The organism is Pseudalkalibacillus decolorationis (assembly GCF_024609785.1).
Classification (GTDB): Bacteria; Bacillota; Bacilli; order Bacillales; family Fictibacillaceae; genus Pseudalkalibacillus; species Pseudalkalibacillus decolorationis.
The window spans coordinates 79,958-101,768 of record NZ_JANHJQ010000011.1 but is presented as its reverse complement, the minus strand read 5'-3'; the positions used below and the strand labels follow the sequence as shown (position 1 = coordinate 101,768).

Genomic DNA, 21,811 nt, shown 5'->3' with positions numbered 1-21,811 from the left:
TACTTACATTCGTTACCTAGTAGTCGTGTCTGCGCTCGAACCGGACGATTCTGTAGATCCAGTTGAATCATCGTCGTCGGAAGTAGTGCCTGTTCCCCCACCGGAGTCATCACCCGTATCATTATCCGATCCTCCACCAGAGCCTGAGTCTTCATCAGAACCTCCCCCAGTATCTCCTCCAGAGTCATCACCACCCGTATCTCCATCGTCGCCTCCTCCAGAGCCGTCGCCCCCAGTTCCGTCTCCAGAGTCTCCACCGGAATCACCCTCCCCTGAGCCTTCACCGGAACCATCTGTTTCATCATCGGAATTCCCATCTCCTGAGTTATCACCAGTGTTACCATCATCCGCCTCTCCAGTTCCATCATCATTAGCTGAACCATCATCCGCTTCTGAATCCCCAGTTTCTTCAGTATTCTCATTTTCATTACTGTCATCAGATTCTGTTTCATCTTTTTCATTATTTTTCTTTTCATCTTTCTCTTTTGCATCTTGTTTTTCTTTTTCGCTTTCTTTTTTCTCTGTACCCTTTTCAGTATCTTCGTCTTTGTTTGAATCATTATCTTTCTTAGGTGGGGCAGGGTTATATGCATTCGGTAAATCGGTTCCTTTAACGAAAAGCTCTTCTGTAATGCTAGACTGCGATGTAGAGGCTGAAGCCTTTCTGCCAGTTCTTTCATCAATTTCTACTTCGACTACAGTTGAAGGCTTTTCAAAATCTTTCGTTTCCTTTCGATCAGAAACATGTGCCATCACTTTTTTGAAAATAATTTGTGAAATAACTGAATCCTTGTTTGTAACGTACTGTTCTTGTGTTGTTTTATCGTATCCAGTCCAAACAGCAGCCGTATATTGTGTTGTGTATCCGGCAAACCAGGCATCTGTTGAGCCACCTTCAATCCCTTCAGGTGGATTCGTTGTTCCAGTTTTACCTGCCAATGGAAGACCGTCGATATTGGCACGAGTACCGGTACCGCTACGAACAACGTCTTTTAACATGTCTGTAATCATGTAAGCTGTATACTGATTCATAGCTTTTTCACCTTTAGATTCAAATGCTTTTGTTTTACCTGTCGGATAAACGACTTTCCGTACAGTGTAAGGGTCATGGTACATTCCTTCATTGCCAAACGTTGCATACGCGCCGGCCATTTGCAGAGGAGAAACCCCATATTTGAACCCGCCGATTGCATAGGATGGATAAGCGTGGTCCAAAGGAATTCCTAGTCTACCTGCAAATTCTTTTGCTTTCTCATTTTCAACTTCCATGAATGCTTTAATTGCGGGGATGTTGTAAGATTTAACAAGCGCTTCACGCATTGAGATCATGCCATGGTATTCTTGATCCCAGTTTTGAAATTGTTTTCCGTTAATCTCGAGTGCCTCATCCTTAATTTGATGATACGTTGACCACTGTTTATATTCAATTGCAGGTCCGTAGGCGAGTATCGGTTTAATCGTCGAACCGGGTTGTCTGCGGGTGTCAGTAGCGTAATTGAATCCTCTTTTGACATCAGATTCGTTCCCATTTCGATTACCACCAATTGCACGAATTGCACCGCTTTTAGTATCTAAAAGAACAATTCCAGCTTTGAATTTTTCGTTAGGAAACTTTACATGTTTATTAGTTGAAAGTACTTCCTCTGTGTACTTTTGTGTTTCGGTGTCCATTGTTGTATAAATTTTCAGACCTCCTGTATAAAGGGCTTTCTCGGAAATGCCTTTTTCAGTTAGATCGTTAATAACTTGATCGATAAACGATTCATACTTAGGTCCTTCGGATTGATCTACTAGGAGTTTATCAAGCTGTGTAGTTTTTGCTTTTTCAGCTTCTTTGCTTGAAATATAACCATGCTGTTCCATTAAAGAGAGAACGATGTTTCTTCTTTCTATAGCACGTTCAGGATATTTAACGGGATCATACCCACTCGGACGTTGGGGAAGACCCGCAAGTAAGGATGCTTCTGCAAGTGTCAGTTCCTCAACCTTTTTACCAAAATAAACATCTGCCGCAGCGCCAATTCCATAGGCACCATGCCCAAAGTAAATTTTGTTCAGGTACATTTCTAGTATTTCATCTTTGGAATATTTTTGTTCGAGTTTAATAGCAAGATAGGCTTCTTGTACTTTTCGCTCAAGGGTCTTTTCAGGTGATAAATAAGTATTCTTAATAACTTGTTGTGTGATCGTACTACCGCCTTCAGCACCCCAGCCTTCTTTAATATTTGCAAGAGCAGCACCAGCGATACGCTTAGGATCCAGTCCAAAGTGTTCACGGAACCGTGCATCCTCTGTTGCGATAAAAGCTTCTTGTACATGTTGCGGAACATTATCTATTTGTATTTTAATTCGATGCTCTTTCCCAGCCAAATCGACTATCTTATTGTCATTCATATCATAAATAGCTGAAGATTGAGGATTGTTCAGTTTATCTGGATCGAGCGGCGGTGCACCTTGAATTAGTGCAAAACCAGTAATACCACCTGCAATGAGTATAAGTAGAAAAACGAGAAAGGTTGCTAGGAAAACCTTTATGTATCCATTCTTTTTTTGTTGTTTTTTCCTAGTTTTCCGTTTTGTTAACCGTGAAGGCATAACCATCCAACCCTTCAAAAGATTAGTAATTGTTATTGCTAAAAGTACCCTCGGACGCCATTTAATAAACATTTGATCTATAAACAGATTGAAATCTATCAATGATTTAAACGCGTTTAATTGATTCTATTACGGGTAAATTAAAAAAGATATAAGATGATTCTATTCGAACAGGGGGAGCAAGATGATTGAATTTAAAAAGGTAGGCAAAACCTTCAAGGATGGTTTTGAAGCCTTGAAAAATATTAATCTCCATGTACATAAAGGTGAGCTTTTGACATTAATAGGCCCAAGTGGTTGTGGGAAGACGACAACCATGATGATGATCAATCGATTGTTAGAACCGACCTCAGGAGAAATTCATGTTAATGGAAAAAATATTAAAGATCAAAATCCTGTTGATTTGAGGAGAAACATCGGATATGTGATCCAACAAATTGGTTTGTTTCCTCATATGACGATCGAAGAAAATGTAGCGTTAGTACCGAAACTAAAGAAATGGTCAAAAGATAAATATATGAAGCGTGTCGATGAGCTATTGAAACTTGTTGGGTTAGAACCAGAAGTATTTAAGAAACGATACCCATCTGAACTTAGTGGCGGGCAGCAGCAACGGATTGGGGTAATTCGTGCCCTAGCGGCAGAACCACCAGTCGTACTTATGGATGAGCCGTTCAGTGCGCTTGACCCGATAAGTAGAGAACAACTTCAGGATGAGCTGGTCACCCTTCAGGATAACATACAAAAGACAATTGTATTTGTTACACATGATATGGACGAAGCTCTTAAGATTGCTGATCGAATTGCCATTATGCAAGGCGGTGAAATTATCCAGCTAGATACTCCGGACCAAATTCTGCGTCACCCGAAAAATACGTTTGTAGAAGAATTCATCGGTGAAGAACGTCTTAATAAACATTCGAATGGGAAGACAGCAGAGTCTCTGATGTTTGAACGTATAGCAACCGTTAAGGCGAACCGGGGCCTTGCTGAAGCTTTACAGGTCATGAAGGAGACGACAGTTAATAGCCTTATGGTCACGAATCGTGATGGAGAATTAGAGGGAGTCCTTTATCTTCATGACCTTGAACAACATTATCCCGATGAAACGAAGAAGGTAATCGATATCATGACTTCTGTGAAAACGAAGGTAGCCATAGATACACCATATGCAGAAGTTGCTGAAATATTTGCAAAAGAAAATCCGGCTACCATCCCTGTTCTGGATAACGGCCGTCTTGTGGGCTTAATTACACGTTCAAGTATGATGAGGGGACTTGCAGGAATGAAACAACAATCTGAAGAGAGGGTGTGAGAGAATGGATTGGGGAGATTTCATCGATACCGTTCGAGATGATTGGCCAGAAATTCTTATAGCGGTTCAGGAGCATTTATATTTATCATTCATTTCGATATTAATTGGGATATTGATCTCGGTACCAGCTGGAATAATTATTTCACGCTTAAAGAAGATTGCTGAATTCGTAATTGGAATCACCGCAGTTTTTCAAACGATACCAAGTCTCGCTTTATTTGGATTTTTACTCCCGGTTCTCGGCATAGGTACTACACCAGCAATCATTGCACTTACCGTCTATGCCTTGCTGCCAATTTTAAGAAATACATATACCGGCATAATAGGGGTTGATGAATCTCTAATTCAAGCAGGTAAAGGAATGGGGATGACATCCAATCAAATTCTTTGGAAAATCGAGCTACCACTTGCCTTGCCGATCATTATGGCAGGGATACGAACGGCAACCGTTTTAACGATTGGGGTTGCCACTCTTGCTACCTTCATTGCAGCAGGTGGACTTGGAGATATCATTTACCGAGGACTAAGTACGATCAACAATGAGCTAGTTTTGGCGGGGGCAATACCTGCAGCCTTACTTGCTATCTTGTTTGACGCGATACTAAGAGGAATTGAGAAAATGGTTACACCTAAAGGACTTAAGTAATTAAAGGACGAAGAAATGTAGAATATGTAAATTTACAAGGAGGCAAATATGGTGAAAAAAATAATAACACCGTTTCTATTGTTTATTCTTATACTTGCTGGTTGTGGAAACGGAGCAAGTGAGGATACGCTCGTGATTTCAGGAAAAAAATGGACAGAACAGTATATCCTTCCTTACATCTTAGGGGAATATATTAAAGCAAATTCAGACTATGATGTAAAGGTGGAGGAAGCGCTAGGGGAAGTAAACGTACTAACGAAAGCCATGAAGAGCGGCGATATTGATATGTATGTGGAGTATTCCGGAACTGGCTATCTTGCTGTCTTAAAAGAAAAGTATGATCCCAATCAAACAGCAGAAGAAATTTATCAGGCAACAAAAAAAGGTTATAAGGAAGAATTAGATATGATCTGGCTTCCACCATTAGGCTTTGAAAATACCTATGCAATGGCAATGAGAGAAGAAACATACAATAAGGTTGGGGTGAAAAAGCTTTCTGAATTAGCGGCGAAATCCAACCAGCTTATATTTGGAGCACCACCCGAATTTTACGAGCGTGCAGATGGATACGACCCATTTGTTGAGAAGTACGGATTGAACTTTAAAAGTGCAGAGAGCCTTGATCCGAACCTAATGTATACTGCAGTGAAAAATGGAGATGTCGATCTTATTTCTGGCTTTACGACAGATGGAAGAATTGCACGATTCAATTTAAAGGTATTAGAGGACGATAAGAATTTCTTCCCACCATATTACGCTGCACCGGTTATTCGTAAAGAAGCGCTAGAGAAATTCCCTGAAGTGGAAAAGCTGATGAAAGAGCTTGCAGGGAAAATATCATCTGAAGAAATGTCTGAAATGAACGCAGAGGTTGATATCGACGAAAAGGAACCAAAAGATGTTGCAATAGAATTCTTGAAAAAAGAAGGTCTGATTGATTAAATGAACGGAAAGAGGTTAACGAAAAGAGTTAGCCTCTTTCAATATCTATATAACTAAAGGTGTAGAGACTAATTCTTTAGTAGTACTAAATTCAAGAATAGAACTAATTAACGTTTGTGTCTTCTGCTCGATTGTATTCGACATGTTTCTATCCGAAAATAGAATTGTAAGAATAATATAACAATTCATTCGGGAGGGAAAACATGAAACGGATATTTGCTACATTACTAAGTTTATCATTACTTGTAGGGTTGTTCTTTGCATCACAAACTCATCAACATGTCCAAGCATCTACACTTGAAGTCGATGAAGCTCTAACAGATGTATTAAACTCTGCCGGAAATAAGTTTGTCGTGGAGGCTGTTGTTACATTCTCACAAATGCCTTCAGATAGTCAGGTCCAGGAATTGAGTGATCTAGGACTGATGACAAAAACGTATAAGAATCTACCAATGATCGCTGTGAAAGGAACGACGCTTGAACTTAAATCCTTATTGGATTCAGGGATAAGTGCTCTTTCCATTTATTACAACAAAGACCTTGAATACAAGCTTCGGGACAGCCGAAAATTAATAGGTGCTGAAAAGGTTTGGAACGATCTCGGCTATACCGGCGAAGGCTCTACTGTTGCCGTCATAGATAGTGGAATTGATGCCACACACCCGGACCTTCCATTTGGTGAAAAAGTCGTTCAAAATGTAAAATTTCTTGTAGGTCAAAGTTTGTTTTCGGATAGTTCCGATTCACTTTATTTAGAAGACGTAGTCAATACAGATACGACTTCTGGTCATGGAACGCATGTAGCCGGAACAATTGCAGGGGCGGGGACAGCAAGTGATGGCCTTTATACAGGAATTGCCCCTGATGCTAAGTTAGTTGGACTTGGCACGGGTGAGGGAATTAATATCCTCTGGGCATTAGAGGCATTCGATTATGTCCTTGAAAACCAGCAGAAATACGGAATTGATATAATCAGTAACAGCTGGGGTTCAACAGGAGAGTATTCACCTGATGATCCGATCAATGTCGCGAGTAAAAAAGCACACGATGCGGGAATGGTTGTCACCTTCGCAGCAGGAAATGAAGGACCAGGTGATAACACCTTGAACCCGTATTCTGCAGCTCCATGGGTTATTTCTGTAGCTGCTGGAACGAAGGACAAAAAGCTAGCTGATTTTTCATCAAGGGGAATTCCTGGGGATGAGCTTGTGCACCCGGATATCACAGCACCAGGCGTCGATATTGTTGCTACGAAATCCTCTACAGGTCTAGTAATAAATGCGCTCGGAACAATGACAGATATAACGTATATCGCCCCAGAGCACTTGCCATATTACACAACATCAAGCGGCACGAGTATGGCAACTCCTCACATTTCCGGGGTAGCTGCATTAATGCTTGGGGCAAACCCTGACTTGACACCAGATCAAGTACTTAATGTGCTACAATCAACGGCAGACCCAATGGCAGGTTATGAACAACATGAAGTCGGAGCAGGCTATGTGAATGCATTCAATGCTGTGAATGCTGTTTTAAAATAGTCAATGGATTAAAAAGGACTTACCGCAAGATGCCATACATGGCACTTATAGTAGGTCCTTTTCATTTTTGTGGAAATGTTTTTCATGAGTAAAGAAAGTATAAAAGTTTGCGGCATGGATGTAATGTCCAGCTTCAGCACCAACCACTTGGATCATGTGAAGACTTATATAAATTTGAAATTAGAAAGTTCAGAATGTTCCCAAATTACCATTGACAGTACTTTCTTGTTTACCTAATATTAAAAGTGATTAGACAAAGAAAGGGGTAGGTTGAATTGAGCAGTTTATTACTTGCAGCAATAGGTATAGGGATATTCCTTTTAGGATATCGGTATTATTCAAGGTTCATCGCTGATCGTATCTTTCGTCTCGACCCCAATTTTGTAACACCAGCACATAAATATAAGGATGGTGTTGACTTCGTACCAACGAACAAGTTTGTATTATGGGGTCACCATTACAGTTCCGTAGCTGGCGCAGCACCGATTATTGGACCAGCAATTGCCGTTTATTGGGGCTGGCTCCCTGCAGTAATCTGGGTCGTTGTAGGAACGGTCTTTGCCGCTGGGGTTCATGATTTTGGTACACTCGTGCTTTCGGTTCGAAACAAAGGGCAATCAGTTGGCACACTTGCGGACAAGTTAATTGGGAAACGAGCAAAGGTCTTATTTCTATTTATTATTTTAATACTAGTTTTAATGGTAAATGCAGTGTTTGCATGGGCAATTGCTAATCTATTCGTGAATTTCCCAGCAACAATTTTGTCCATATTCATCCAGATTCCTTTAGCTGTATGGATTGGATATTCCGTCTATAAAAGGAAAGGAAATATGTTGATTCCATCCATTATTGCATTAGCAGTTATGTATGGATCGGCTATTTTAGCAACAAAAGTACCTGCTCTTCAAGTCGACCTTGTAAAATGGTTCGGTGGAGAGGAAACCACAGTTATGTTCGGTCTGAACGGTGTCTCGATGGCATTCTTTGTCTGGATTATCGTCTTAATGGTATATGTATACATTGCATCGACATTACCAGTATGGAAGTTGTTGCAGCCTAGAGACTACATTAATTCACATCAATTAGTGCTAGGACTCGTTATTCTCTATTTAGGCGTCCTGTTCATGAACCCGGAAATAACAGCGCCTGCTACAAATCCAAACGCGGATATATCCATGTTTCCATTACTCTTTATAACCATTGCCTGTGGTGCAATTTCAGGTTTCCACGGGCTTGTCTCATCTGGGACATCCTCTAAACAGCTTAATAATGAAACGGAGGCAAGGTTCGTCGGTTATCTTGGTGCAGTAGGAGAGGGGATGCTAGCCCTTCTTGCTATTATAGCCGTTACGACATTGTTTGCGACCGGTGCCGATTTTAGCGCAGCCTATAGTAGCTTTGCTGCAGCTAGCAGTGGGGGACTTGGCAACTTTATTCTTGGTGCTGGTCAGCTCGCAACAGGTGTCTTAATACCGGCTGATATTGCATCGACAATTGTGGCGGTTATCGTTATTAGTTTCGCGGCGACATCACTTGATACATCTGTACGCCTAATGCGCTATATTATTGCGGAGCTTGGAAGTGAATATAATCTCCCAGTGTTAACAAAGGCTCATGTGGCAACAACGATTGCCGTTGTTACAAGTGCTGCTTTAGTGTTGCTTCCTCAAGGACCTAAAGGATTTGGTTCAGGTGGATACCTGCTTTGGCCACTGTTTGGAACATCGAATCAGCTACTAGCGGGTATCAGTTTACTATTAATATCAATATGGCTTAAAAATCAAGGTCGAAACTTTATGCCAACCTTTATCCCAATGGTATTCCTACTGTTTATGACGATTTGGGCAATGGGTAAACAGGTTATCTTCGAATGGTCCGGGATAGGTACAGTGGATACGAGTATCCTGTTGTTCATCTTCGGTGCAGCGATTCTTGGATTTGCGATCTGGGTTATTATTGAAGCACTTGCGGTCCTGTCCAAAAAGCAAGGCCCAACTGATATTAATAAGTCTGCATAACAATTGAGCTAACAAGGTGTTGATAACAATGGTAGACAGAAACTGGTCATTTAAAAGGTTAATAGAATTGTATGATGAAATAATAAGCCATCCACATAAAACGGAGATTAAGCGTGAACTACGTGACGAGGATGATATCTTTCTGTTGCTCTGCTTTTCTGAACTACTTGGGATCCCAAATCCAGTTTCCTACTATACATTGGAGCTATATCCGACTATCCTCGAGCGTTTTCACGATTGGCATTTGCGAATGGGGATGGAGAAGTCACCATTAGAAGGCATCCGGTGCTGTTAATGCAGAAAAGGACGTGACTATCGATGAAGAAGATCATTAGCAAACAAATCGTATTTTTTGGTGGCAAAGGTGGGGTGGGAAAATCAACATCCTCCTCCGCTTATGCTCTTACGACAGCAAGGAAGGGGCAGAAAACATTGCTCGTTTCCACAGATCCGGCTCATAATCTAGGTGATATTTTTCATGTGAAGTTAAGTGGTAAACCAATAGCATTGACCGATCATCTATGGGGAATTGAAATTGACCCGGACGAGGAGTCGAAACGTTACTTAACTGGGGTAAAAAAAAATCTTAAAGGCCTCGTTAAACCGAAGATGATTGAGGAAGTTCATCGTCAAATCGACCTTGCCGGCAGTTCACCAGGCGCGGATGAAGCCGCAATGTTCGACCGAATTGTTTCGATTATTTTAGATGAAAAGGATTCATTCGATTTAATTGTGTTTGACACGGCTCCGACCGGTCATACGATCCGATTGTTAACCTTACCGGAATTAATGGGTGCGTGGATCGACGGAATGCTGAAACGAAGAGAGAGTATGAACGAGAATTATTCATCGTGGATGGGAGATGGGGAACCGGTAGAGGATCCGATCTATGACATTCTTGAAAAGCGGAAAGAACGGTTTGCAAACGTACGTAAGGTGTTACTTGACCCATCTCAAACAGAGTATGTATTTGTGTTAAATCCTGAAAGACTGCCCATTTTAGAAACGGAAAAAGCAATTCAAACACTAGAAAAACATGACCTTAACGTACGGACAATTGTTGTGAACAAACTATTACCTAATGAAGAAACGGGATCGTTCTTTCAGAAGCGAAAAGAACAAGAAAGAGAGTACGTAGCCTGGATCAATCAAACATTTGACCAACAAGAAAAAATATATTTGCCATTGTTGGATGGGGACGTATCAACAATGGATGCTCTCGAGGAAGTTAGTAAAAACATGCAAAAGGAATTGTATTTTCAAAGCTAAATAAAGCCAGCGTTTAAGCGAACTGAGTGGTTTCTAGCCACTCAGTTCTTTTTGAGTAGAAAAATTCAATATTCATGAAACCCTAAAAAGTAAAATATGAAAACGCATTGCAAGATCACCCAATCTCTGGTAATATTATTCACCTGTCTGACTTTTCAGGCGAATATAACTAAGGGGGTAACTGAACTTGAGTGAGAAAGAGATTCAAAGTGCCTTTGTCATTGAGAAGCAGCAACTCGAAAAAATTGCTGTTGAGATTGAGAACCAAGTGTTGCGCTTAGAGAAAATTCCGCGTTATTTCGGAGAGGATATCACTGAACAAGCGTTGGATGATCGACGAGAAGAAAGCCGAAAAAACCTAGCAATCGCACAGGAGGAGCCATTTTTTGGACGTCTTGATTTTAAGGCAGATGAGAGAGAATACTCTGAGGCGATTTACATAGGGAAAGTAGGGGTCTCGAAGGAATCAACTACCGATATTCTCGTTGTTGATTGGCGGGCTCCAATTGCAAGTATGTTCTATTCTTTTAGTGGGGGAGAAGATAAAGCGTTCTATACCTCACCTGAAGGAACCGTTGAAGGCGATCTGTTTTTAAAGAGAAATGTTGTTATTCGAAATCGTGAGCTGCAACGTGTTGTCGATACGTATGTGAAGGACAGCGAAGAGGCAAGCGCGACAGACGAATTTTTGCTTTATCGACTTGGGGATAAGAAGGATAACCGACTACGGGATATCGTCTCTACCATCCAAGCTGAGCAAAACCACATTATCCGGGCTGAAAAGAATCAACCTTTAATTATTCAAGGGGTTGCAGGGTCTGGAAAAACGACGGTTGCACTACATCGATTAGCTTACCTGCTCTATCACCATCGCGATTACCTTACTGCAAATCAGATGATTATTTTTGCTCCGAACCGAATGTTTTTAGATTATATTTCGAACGTGCTTCCAGAGCTTGGGGTAGGAGGCATCCAACAAACGACCTTTAACGAATGGGCACTAGATGTATTGGATGAACCTATCAAGGTAATAACGGACACCACGGACCTCGAAGAACGATTTTCTCCAAAGTCTGGAGAGAAGAAGGTAGATATCGATCGTCAATCCGGTAGATTAAAAGGTTCTATAAACTATAAAAAAGTCATTGAAGAAACGTTGATTAGCTTTGAAAAAACGCTGATACCCAGCGAAGGTTTTGAAATATGGAACGGTTGTTCTTTGAAGGCTGTGGCAATTCAAAAATGGTACGAGGAAAATAAACACTTTCCGATTACGGTACGTAGGAAGCGTGTTACAAAACGGTTGAAATCATGGATAGAAAATCAGGTCGAACGTGCTATGCCACATGAGCGGAAAGAGCGAAAGAAGCAGGCGAATAATCGACTGCGATCCTATTTGAAGTCATGGCCTGATTATAGTGCGTTTTCATATTATAAAGATCTATACAAGAATGCAAAGCACGATGGTCTTGCAAAAGCTCTTCACGATTATCTTCCTCAAAAAGTTATTGTAGCTACACGAAGTCTCTTAAACAAGAAGACAATTCCTGCAGAAGACTTACCTGCAATTTTGTGGATTCATAAAAAACTATTTGGCATCGATAAATTATTTATGTATCAGCATGTTGTCATAGATGAAGCTCAGGATTTCTCCCCTTTTCAAATTGAGGTCTTAAAAGAAAATACAAAAGAAAAATCATTTACAATTCTCGGTGATATCTCTCAAGGAATCCATTCTTATAAAGGTATTAAACGTTGGCAGGAAATGATCGATGTTTTTGATGAAAAACAACCTGCCTATTTTCAGCTGGAACAAAGCTATCGTTCTACGTTAGAAATCATTGAATATGCCAATAAGATTCTAATGAATATGGAACATACCGGTGGACTCGCAAAACCTGTCTTCCGGAGTGGAAAGCCGGTAAAAGAAATCCAGCATATCCAGAAGGATCGGTTTTCAACAATTGTCTCAACATTGAATGAAATTAAAGCATCCGAAGTAAATAGTATTGCAATTGTTTGTAGAACAGCATGTGATTGCGCTGACCTATATGATGAATTAAAAGCAGCAGGTGTGAATGCTAGTCTGATTACAGCTGATCAAAGGAATTACAAGGGCGGCATATCGGTTATACCAGTCTACCTAACGAAAGGATTGGAGTTTGACGCCGTCATGATGATCGATGTCGATTCTGAAAATTATCGGTCTAATGACGATGATGCAAAGCTGTTGTATGTAGGTTGTACAAGAGCACTTCATCAGTTGTGCGTTTTATATGAGGGTGTCCCTACTTCTTTAATTAAAACGAAATTAAACCTTTAAGAGGTTGTTCAAATTAGAATGTTTTATAGCCGATCATAACGGGGAAATCTAATTAAGACGGTAGAGGAGGGATATTATGAATAAAGAGAACAATAAAAATAAGCATAATCTAAAACGTACTCTTTTTGATGATCAAACAGTCGATCCAATTCCTGAAGAAGATCAGAAGTTAGAAATAGAGGAAGAACGCAACAAAACAAAGACAAAAGATAACTCTTCAAGTGAAAAAAAGCATAACAATGAGAAATAACTAAAGAGAACAAATGATAAACGGGCAAGACTCATAAGGAGAGAGCATTCCTTATGGGTCTTGCCTTCTTAACACGTTAAGAAAGTATAAAAGTTTGCGGCATGGATGTAATGTCCAGCTTCAGCGCCCAACCACTTGGATCACTTCAGTCCTCCTGCGGCGGCAACACACTGATTTACATCATGTGTATTCCCACGCAGGACCAAACAGAGTTTGGTTCGAGCCTCCTCGTCGGTCTTCCAGTGACCTTCGTGGCTTAGCAGGGCGCTTGCGCTTTTCTTATTTCATCATCTGTTTTCACTTAAATCCGTTTTATGGAGATGGCCTTCCGCATTTTGTTTACCGATGCTTGGGAGGCTTCTTTGTTTTGCATCATCACGTTCACATATAGCCCATCAATGATACATAATTGTGCAATACGTGATGCGAGTGCTTCGGAGCGATAATCGGTTTCTTCTGAGGTCGTAAACAATGGTACATCTACCTGCTGACTTAATGGTGATTTGGCAAGTGTCGTGATTCCGATCGTTTTTACATTGTTTTCTTTTGCCACCGCTAACACTTGTAAAAGATCCTTGTTTGTTCCTGAATGTGAAATGAACACAGCGGCATCTTCTTCCGTTAATTGGGAGGCACCCATCAACTGCAGATGCGAATCGGAATATGTTGCAGTCTGAATACCACTCCGCAGAAACTTATGGTGAGCGTCCATGGCTACGATTCCTGAACCACCGTTCCCATAAAATTCTACTTTTCTTGCATTCATCAGCATCGTAACAGCACGGCGATAAGGCTCGGTATCCAATAGGTGAATGGTTTCTTCCAAGGTTCGAATATTGGATTGAAAAACTTTTTGCGCCACTTCTTTTTCATTGTCCTTTTCACTGATTGTTTCATGAATATCTTTTACTGGATTAACAATTTCAGAAGCAAGTGCAATCTTCATCGCTTGATAGCCTTTGAACCCAATTCGTTTACAAAAGCGAAAGACAGTTGCTTCCGCAATTTCAAGATCATCGGCAATCTGGCTAATCGTCGAATGAATAATATGCTTCGGATGATTCAAAATATAATCAGCTATCTTCTTTTCCTTTTCACTAAATCTTCCATAGGAAGAGCGAATTCTCGAAATACAATGCATTTGGTTCGTTGGTTCCATTAGTCTTACTCCTCTCTAAATTCTCCAAATAGAGGTTGTTCAAAAAGTCCGGTAAAAATAGCTGTCGTATTTCTTCGTTACTCGGTCTCTCCGGACTTGCACACGGACGTGCTGACTTCGACGTTTTCACAGGACGTGAAGTAGTTAGTCGAAGTTCCATATGTACCTGCGTCTACAAGCGTATTCTTGGATGTAAGCTTCCTCGGTACAACTCGTAGTGTTTATGCAAGTACCGCTCGTCGTTCCGGTCCTCGAGACTTTCGTGCCTCGGGCTCACACGATGTGAGTCAGTTCAACGTTGTCACAGGACGTGACGAATTTAGTTGAACTTCAGATATTACGGCTCTTTTTATCCTCCTTCTTGAACGCGTACTATTACTAGTATATACCATTCTAATATGAAAAAAAATTTCTTGAAAGTGCTTGCAAAGAAAAAATATTTTTGTATAATTAGTGACAAAAGAAATAAAATTTCACAAGGAGGCTTTTTTCATGCAAATTGGTTTAATCGGTCTCGGTAAAATGGGATACAATCTAGCTTTAAATTTACTAGATCACGGACACCAGGTACATGCATTTGATGTAAACCAATCTTCAGTAGAACAATTCGAAAAGGATGGAGGTAGAGGGTCACACACCATTAGTGAACTCATCAATAGTTTGGAGAAGCCGTGTACGGTTTGGGTTATGGTACCCGCTGGTGAAGTAACGGAATCTGTTATTTCTGACTTAAAGCTATTGTTAGATCCTGAAGACATCGTGATCGATGGAGGAAATACCAATTATAAGGAATCGCTTACCCGCGCGGAAAGTTTTGCTGAGAAGAAAATTTATTTCTTAGATGTGGGAACGAGCGGTGGTATTAATGGTGCACGAAATGGTGCATGTATGATGATCGGCGGGGAAAAGGCAGCTTTTGAGAGGGTTGAACCGGCGTTCCGAGATGTCAATGTAGAGAACGGATACCTTTATACAGGCCCTTCAGGAAGCGGCCACTTTTTAAAGATGATTCATAATGGGATCGAATATGGAATGATGCAAGCAATTGCTGAAGGATTCGATATTCTCGAAAAAAGTCCATTCGACTATGACTATGAAGCCGTTTCAAAAGTATTCAACAATGGATCTGTCATTCGCTCTTGGCTGATGGAGTTAACTGAAAATGCTTTTTCAAAGGATCAAAACCTTGATGAGATTAAAGGGGTTATGCATTCTTCAGGAGAGGGGAAATGGACTGTCGAAACAGCACTTGAATTACAAGCAGCTGCACCTGTTATTGCTCTGTCTCTAATGATGCGTTACCGCTCACTGGAGGATGATACCTTCGCAGGTAAGGTTGTTGCGGCATTACGAAATGAGTTCGGCGGTCATGATGTTGTGAAGAAATCAAAATAACAGGGGGAATTGGAGATGTCAGGTGGAGGCTTAATTTTAGTTGCAATCTTAGGAATTGTGATTCTGCTATTTCTAGTCATGAAAACGAAATTGCAGGCTTTCGTTGCTTTATTGATCGCTAGTATTCTAGTAGGTATTGGTGCTGGCATGGATCTTAGTGCAGTGCTGGAATCCGTCCAAAAGGGAATGGGCGGGACACTCGGATTTGTAGCTGTCGTTGTCGGATTAGGGGCGATGTTTGGACAAATGCTTGAGGTGTCTGGCGGTGCAGAACGTTTAGCGCAAACACTCATTAAAAAGTTTGGTGAAGGGAAAGCACAATGGGCCTTAGGGATCACCGGGTTTATTGTTGCGATACCCGTATTTTTTGATGTAGGCTTCATTATTCTTGTTCCGATCGTTTACGGTCTAGCTAAGAAGACAGGAAAGTCATTATTGTATTACGGTATTCCGTTGTTAGCTGGACTTGCAGTTACTCATAGTTTTATCCCGCCAACGCCAGGACCGATTGCTGTAGCTGAGTTGGTAGGTGCTGATTTAGGCTGGGTTATTCTTTTTGGTGCAATTGCGGGTATCCCTTCTATGATTATTGCAGGGCCGATCTTCGGGAAGTATATTGCCAAAAAGATTCATGTGAAAGTTCCCGAATATATTGAGATCGAAGAAAGAGAATATGATCGTGAATTACCTGGGTTTGGTACAGTTGCCTCGCTCATCTTGATTCCGTTAATTTTAATCTTGATGAATACGCTTACAGGTGTAATCTTACCTGAAGGAAACAATGTTCGTGAGTTCCTAACCTTTTTAGGACATCCATTTGTTGCACTTATTATCGCTACGGTTCTTGCGTTTTATATTTTAGGGGTAAAAAAAGGCTATTCGAAAGACGAAGTACAACAGATTGCTACGAAAGCACTTGAACCAGCGGGTATTATCATTCTTATTACAGGTGCGGGTGGCGTGTTTAAGCAGGTCTTGATTGATTCTGGTGTTGGTGACGTATTGGGTGAAATGATGGCTGGGTCTTCACTACCACCACTTCTACTTGCATTCTTGATTGCTGCATTTGTTCGGATTGCACAAGGTTCCGCTACCGTATCGATGATTACAGCGGCGGGAATTATGTCACCAATCATTGAAACTTTGGGCTTAACTGGTCCTATCCTTGGACTCATGGTAATCTCAATTGCAGCAGGTGCGACGATTTTATCACATGTAAACGATTCAGGATTCTGGCTTGTAAACCGTTACTTCGGATTAGACGTCAAGGATACACTGAAATCATGGACGATGATGGAAACGATTATTGCACTCGTCGGATTTGCAGTTGCATTCACAATCGGCATTTTTATCTAGCATTGGATAAACTCACTTCTAAATAACTATTGAGCTTTAACTGAAAGGACGTTTTTCATGCAGCAAGAACGGTATATAGGTGTGGATATTGGAACAACGAGTACAAAAGCAGTCATGTATGATAAAAGCGGAGAACTCATTGCACAGCATGATGTAGAATACCCATTGTACACACCAGAAGTGTCAGCAGCAGAACAGGATCCAGAGGAAATTTTCCAAGCCGTACTCAAATCAATCCGAGCAACAGTTGAGAAAAGTGGGGTAACGAAGCAACAGATTGGTTTTGTCTCATTCAGTTCAGCGATGCATAGTGTGATCGCTGTAGACGATCGTGGTCGTTCACTCACCAATTGCATTACCTGGGCCGATACCAGAAGTACGAAATGGGCGGATCAATTAAAAGCAACGACAGAGGGTCATGAAATCTATCGCCGAACCGGAACACCCATTCATCCGATGTCGCCGCTGACAAAGCTGATCTGGCTCAAGGAAGAACAACCGACTCTCTTTAAGCAAGCAACTAAGTTCATTTCAATGAAAGAATTTGTTTTTCATCGTTTGTTTGGGAAATTTGTCGTCGATTATTCAATCGCATCTGCGACAGGAATGTTTGAACTTGAAAAATTAGCTTGGGATGCAATTGCGCTTGAGACTGCTGGTGTTACTGAGGATCAGTTATCGAAACCCGTTCCGACAACAGAATCTCTGATTGGAATTTCTGAATCATATGCTGATAAAATGGGGTTGACGACAAATACACCGTTTATTATCGGTGCGAGTGATGGGGTACTGTCCAATCTCGGAGTGGATGCTATTGAACCTGGTGCAGTAGCAGTAACAATCGGTACAAGTGGAGCGATTCGTACTGCATCTACCCGTCCAGTTACGGATCCTAAAGGTCGGACGTTCTGTTATGCACTAACCGAAGATCTTTGGATTATCGGTGGTCCTGTCAACAATGGAGGGATGACCTTCAGATGGGTGAGAGATGAATTGTGTTCATCAGAAGTCGAGTCGGCTAAACGATTAGGAGTCGATCCATACGAAGTGTTAACGGATATCGCTTCTCGGGTAAATCCGGGATCTGATGGGCTGCTGTTCAATCCATATTTAAGTGGTGAGCGTGCACCGTTATGGAATGCAAAAGCGAGAGGATCCTTTTTCGGACTTGCACTTCATCATCGGAAAGAACATCTCATCCGTGCTGTACTTGAGGGCGTTATTTTTAACTTACATTCAGTGATGTTAACGCTTAAGGAATTAATCGGTATGCCAAATCGAATTCAAGCTACAGGTGGATTTGCTCGTTCCGAATTGTGGAGGCAAATGCTAGCTGACGTTTTTGATCAAGAGGTCTATGTACCAGAAAGTCATGAAAGCTCTTGCTTGGGAGCTGTTATTCTCGGATTGTACGCCCAAGGTGAGATCGATTCACTTCAACAAGTGTCAACAATGGTCGGTTCTGAGCACCATCACACACCAAACCCAAATAATGTTCAGCTTTATAATGAACTGATGCCAATCTTCATTCGGATATCGAGAAAATTAGAAGAAGAGTATGAGGCCATTACCGAGTATCAAAAGAAACACGTATAGTGAGTCAGGTAAAACAAAGAAGGAGCGGACCCGACATCTATTTATTTTCGATGTTTGGGTCAGCCCCTCCCATTTTTGGGTGGAATTTTGATTTAATGGAGAAGAATTAAAATTGATCAGCAAAATTTGTCATCCTTTTTGAACGCACACTTATAACGATTTCAATGCCTCATTAATATCTTGGTCGCCAGTGAGAATTTCAAATATCTTACCGTGGGTATTTTGAACGTCTAATGATTCAACGATGACTTTTGCAACATCTTCACGCGGTATGTCTCCTGAATAGTCTTCAAGTTTTTCAGCGATTCTAATTTTACCATTACCAGAATCATAGGATAGACGACCGGGCCGAACAATTGTATAAACGAGTGAACTGTTGATCAGTTTTTCATCCGCATTCCCTTTTGATTTATAATAATGTTTCATGTCATCAGAACCAACTTCAGGCTTATCAGCACCAACCGTACTTAGCATTACAAACCGTTTAACACCATGTTTTTCAGCCGCCTCTATAAGTTTAATGGCGCCTTGTTCATCAACAAGGGTGGTTTTATCTGGTCCAGTCTTAGAACCTGATCCTGCTGCGAAAATAATCGCGTCACAGCCTTCTACTGCATGGTCGAGTTCCTTTTCTAAGTCTGCCAGAATCGTGGTCGATGCTCCGAGCTTTTCGAGAGTTTCAGCTTGGCTATTATCACGAACCATTGCAATAGCCTCATGGTTATCATTCTTCCCTAAATGATTAAGAATCGAACGTCCAGTACTTCCGTTTGCTCCTGCTACTAGTACTTTCATCGTATCATTTCTCCTTTCAATTACTGCATCTTAAATTACTATTCCACATTATGAAGTAGATTAAACAGTTATAGAGGTTGTTCAAAAAGTCCGGAGGCTAACAGGATGTTAGTCAGTTCGATGTTACCACAGGACGTGGTGGGTTTAATCGAACTTCACATAATAGCTGTCGAATTTCTTCGTTCCTTGAAAAAGGAGAACACTTTTCCTGCGTGCGAGGTACCGCTCCCGTAGGTTACTCTTGTACTCAGTCTTTTCGGATTTGAACACGCAGTTATAAGGTTAGCGTGACTGCTAGAACTTATTGTGGGTATTCTATACAATAAAGGAAATAGACAGATTAATAAGGATGAAATCAAATGAAAGTGACAGTTGTTGGATACTGGGGTGGTTTCCCGAAAGTAAAGGAAGCAACATCAGGTTACCTATTTCAAGAGGATGGCTATAATTTACTTGTTGATTGCGGGAGTGGGGTGCTTTCTCAGCTTCAGTCATACATAGAGATTGAACAAATTGATGCCGTGATATTATCACATTATCATCATGATCACATTGCGGATATTGGACCGCTTCAGTTTGCCAGACTTGTTAAGTCGCATACAGGTGAAAGTCTTCCTGCTCTCCCTATTTACGGCCATCGATTTAATGAGGAAGAGTTCCAGCGTCTGACTTACAAAGACTATACACAAGGTGAGGAGTACAATCCTGCCTTGCCGATTCAAACAGGTCCATTTAAGGTTACCTTTTTACAAACCAAGCACCCAGTTCCTTGTTATGCGATGGCGATAGAAGGAAATAATAGGAAAGTGGTGTATACCGCCGATTCGGCTTACCAAAAATCGTTCATCTCTTTTTCCCATGGGGCAGATCTTCTCCTCTGTGAGTGTAATCTTTATAAAGGGATGGACGGAGCGAAAATCGGTCACATGACGAGTGCTGAAGCAGGTAAGCTTGCGAGCGAGTCTCAAGTACGGAAGCTTATTCTTACGCATCTCCCTCATTTTGGCGAGACTAGACAGTTGGTTACTGAAGCGCGTGAGTACTATAATGGGGATATTGAGCTAGCATCATCCGGGCTTATTTGGGAGAAGGATTGACAATTATAATAATGGAGGTTAAATCACGTGTTACTATTTATCGATAATGAAAATATAACTGATCCAACAATGAATCTTGCTATCGAGGAATACGCGTTGAAACATTTGAACATCAACGATACGTACCTTTTATTTTATATAAACGAGCCCTCCATAATTATCGGGAAAAATCAGAACACAGTTGAAGAAATCAATTCATCTTATGTAAAAGAGCATGGCATCCATGTTGTTCGGAGACTATCCGGCGGGGGTGCTGTATATCATGACCTTGGGAATTTGAATTTCAGCTTTATTACGCGAGATGATGGAAACAGCTTCCATGATTTCAAAAAGTTTACCGAACCAGTTATTAAGGCATTAAACCGACTTGGGGCACGTGCTGAATTAAGCGGACGTAATGATATTCTTGTCGAAGGTAAAAAGATTTCTGGGAATGCTCAGTTTTCGACAAAAGGGCGTATGTTCAGCCATGGTACGTTAATGTTTGATTCACAGATTGAGAACGTTGTGTCAGCACTTAATGTTAATATGGATAAAATCAAGTCTAAGGGAATCAAATCGATCAGAAGTCGTGTTACCAATATTCGTGAACACCTTGATACCGACATGACCAATGAGGAATTTAAGGATACACTGCTTCGTTATCTTTTTGATGAAAATAAGAACATTCCACAATACCGGCTAACAGAGGAAGACTGGAAGGTTATCCGAGGCATATCTGAAGAACGGTATCAGAATTGGGCTTGGAATTATGGAAAGTCACCGAAGTTTAATGTCCAGCATTCCCATCGCTTTGAAGGTGCAGGACAATTAGATGTTCGATTGGATGTTGAGAAAAACATAATTCAACACTGTAAAATATACGGAGATTTCTTCGGCGTCGGGGATGTTAAGGACATTGAACATCGACTGATCGGTGTTCGGTACGATCAAGGCGAAATTGAAAAGGCATTAGAAGGAATCGATATCCATCACTATCTCGGTAAAATTACGAAAGAACAATTCCTAGGATTGGTTCATTAAAAATGAGAAAACAATAAATATACAAAATAATTTTTAGGCTTCCCGTTTTTTTTGAGGGAAGTCTTTTTTGCACGTTAAGAAACTATAAAATTCTTAAGCTGTAGAATAACTTTTGATTCAAAATGGTCGTTAGATTGGTGATTGTACATTTTAGGGACCTGTCTGAAGCCAATTTAGCGTTAAAAGGAGCAATTACTCTTCTTCCAGAGTACAAGAGGATCATATTTAATAAAAAACCTGTAGATTTAACAGCTTATTCAGTATAATTCATCCGGAAAATCTGGAATTAGTCCGTATTAAGGATAATTAATCCGGAAAATCTGGAATTCATCCGTATTGAGAATAATTCATCCAGAAAGTCTAGAATTCATCCAAACTGAGAATAATTCATCCGGAAAATCCGGAATTTATCCGAACTGAGAATAATTCAACTAAAAGATTCGCTAGCCAAGTTTTCTTTATTACTCAAAAAAATATAGGCACATCAAATA

Annotated in this window: 17 protein-coding genes; 14 read left to right on the top strand and 3 right to left on the bottom strand. The window is 40.8% G+C overall.

Annotation, left to right across the window (positions count from 1 at the left end):
• Positions 1–12: 12 nt before the first annotated feature.
• Positions 13–2,595, bottom strand: coding sequence for a transglycosylase domain-containing protein (locus tag NON16_RS12315; RefSeq protein WP_257349398.1), 2,583 nt, complete (start codon positions 2,593–2,595; stop codon positions 13–15).
• 184 nt (positions 2,596–2,779) lie between these two features.
• On the opposite strand from NON16_RS12315, the gene NON16_RS12310 reads away from it, so the two are divergent.
• The 9 genes from NON16_RS12310 (at position 2,780) to NON16_RS12270 (ending at position 12,899) form a co-directional block, all read left to right on the top strand.
• On the top strand, positions 2,780–3,910 hold the full coding sequence (locus tag NON16_RS12310; RefSeq protein ID WP_257349397.1) for an ABC transporter ATP-binding protein: 1,131 nt from the start codon (positions 2,780–2,782) through the stop codon (positions 3,908–3,910).
• A 4-nt stretch (positions 3,911–3,914) separates the two neighbouring features.
• Positions 3,915–4,556 carry an ABC transporter permease gene (locus NON16_RS12305; RefSeq protein WP_257349395.1) on the top strand — a complete coding sequence of 214 codons (642 nt, stop codon included), beginning with the start codon at positions 3,915–3,917 and terminating at the stop codon, positions 4,554–4,556.
• Between the two features lie 48 nt (positions 4,557–4,604).
• Positions 4,605–5,498, top strand: a complete 894-nt coding sequence (locus NON16_RS12300; protein ID WP_257349393.1) for a glycine betaine ABC transporter substrate-binding protein — start codon at positions 4,605–4,607, stop codon at positions 5,496–5,498.
• A gap of 203 nt (positions 5,499–5,701) precedes the next feature.
• A complete protein-coding gene (locus NON16_RS12295) occupies positions 5,702–7,039 on the top strand; it encodes a S8 family serine peptidase (RefSeq protein WP_257349392.1) in 1,338 nt (445 codons plus the stop codon).
• Between the two features lie 275 nt (positions 7,040–7,314).
• The gene (locus NON16_RS12290; RefSeq protein WP_257349390.1) at positions 7,315–9,057 is read left to right on the top strand and encodes a carbon starvation CstA family protein; all 1,743 of its coding nucleotides are present in this window, start codon (positions 7,315–7,317) and stop codon (positions 9,055–9,057) included.
• A gap of 28 nt (positions 9,058–9,085) precedes the next feature.
• Positions 9,086–9,352: a cory-CC-star protein gene (locus NON16_RS12285; protein ID WP_257349388.1), complete on the top strand. Its 267-nt coding sequence runs from the start codon at positions 9,086–9,088 to the stop codon at positions 9,350–9,352.
• Positions 9,353–9,375: 23 nt separating this feature from the next.
• Positions 9,376–10,326, top strand: a complete 951-nt coding sequence (locus tag NON16_RS12280) for an ArsA family ATPase (protein ID WP_257349386.1) — start codon at positions 9,376–9,378, stop codon at positions 10,324–10,326.
• A gap of 202 nt (positions 10,327–10,528) precedes the next feature.
• Complete coding sequence (locus NON16_RS12275) at positions 10,529–12,649, top strand: HelD family protein (protein ID WP_257349487.1); 2,121 nt, start codon at positions 10,529–10,531, stop codon at positions 12,647–12,649.
• Positions 12,650–12,725: 76 nt separating this feature from the next.
• Positions 12,726–12,899: a hypothetical protein gene (locus NON16_RS12270; protein WP_257349384.1), complete on the top strand. Its 174-nt coding sequence runs from the start codon at positions 12,726–12,728 to the stop codon at positions 12,897–12,899.
• A gap of 301 nt (positions 12,900–13,200) precedes the next feature.
• On the opposite strand, the gene NON16_RS12265 is transcribed toward NON16_RS12270, so the two are convergent.
• Positions 13,201–14,058, bottom strand: coding sequence for a MurR/RpiR family transcriptional regulator (locus NON16_RS12265; protein WP_257349383.1), 858 nt, complete (start codon positions 14,056–14,058; stop codon positions 13,201–13,203).
• A gap of 492 nt (positions 14,059–14,550) precedes the next feature.
• Here NON16_RS12265 and gnd point away from each other — a divergent pair, with 492 nt between their 5' ends.
• From gnd to gntK, 3 genes are read left to right on the top strand one after another with little or no spacing between them, the layout of a single operon-like run.
• Positions 14,551–15,453, top strand: coding sequence for a phosphogluconate dehydrogenase (NAD(+)-dependent, decarboxylating) (gene gnd, locus NON16_RS12260; RefSeq protein WP_257349382.1), 903 nt, complete (start codon positions 14,551–14,553; stop codon positions 15,451–15,453).
• 15 nt (positions 15,454–15,468) lie between these two features.
• A complete protein-coding gene (locus NON16_RS12255; RefSeq protein ID WP_257349381.1) occupies positions 15,469–16,809 on the top strand; it encodes a GntP family permease in 1,341 nt (446 codons plus the stop codon).
• Between the two features lie 57 nt (positions 16,810–16,866).
• The gene (gntK, locus tag NON16_RS12250; RefSeq protein WP_257349380.1) at positions 16,867–18,405 is read left to right on the top strand and encodes a gluconokinase; all 1,539 of its coding nucleotides are present in this window, start codon (positions 16,867–16,869) and stop codon (positions 18,403–18,405) included.
• Positions 18,406–18,555: 150 nt separating this feature from the next.
• Here gntK and NON16_RS12245 read toward each other — a convergent pair whose 3' ends face one another.
• Positions 18,556–19,200 (bottom strand): SDR family oxidoreductase, encoded by a 645-nt coding sequence (locus tag NON16_RS12245; protein ID WP_257349379.1) that lies wholly within the window; start codon positions 19,198–19,200, stop codon positions 18,556–18,558.
• A gap of 359 nt (positions 19,201–19,559) precedes the next feature.
• On the opposite strand from NON16_RS12245, the gene NON16_RS12240 reads away from it, so the two are divergent.
• Entirely contained in the window at positions 19,560–20,297 is a 738-nt protein-coding gene (locus NON16_RS12240; RefSeq protein WP_257349378.1) for an MBL fold metallo-hydrolase, read from the top strand.
• Between the two features lie 27 nt (positions 20,298–20,324).
• A complete protein-coding gene (gene lplA, locus NON16_RS12235; protein WP_257349377.1) occupies positions 20,325–21,320 on the top strand; it encodes a lipoate--protein ligase in 996 nt (331 codons plus the stop codon).
• Positions 21,321–21,811: the final 491 nt, after the last annotated feature.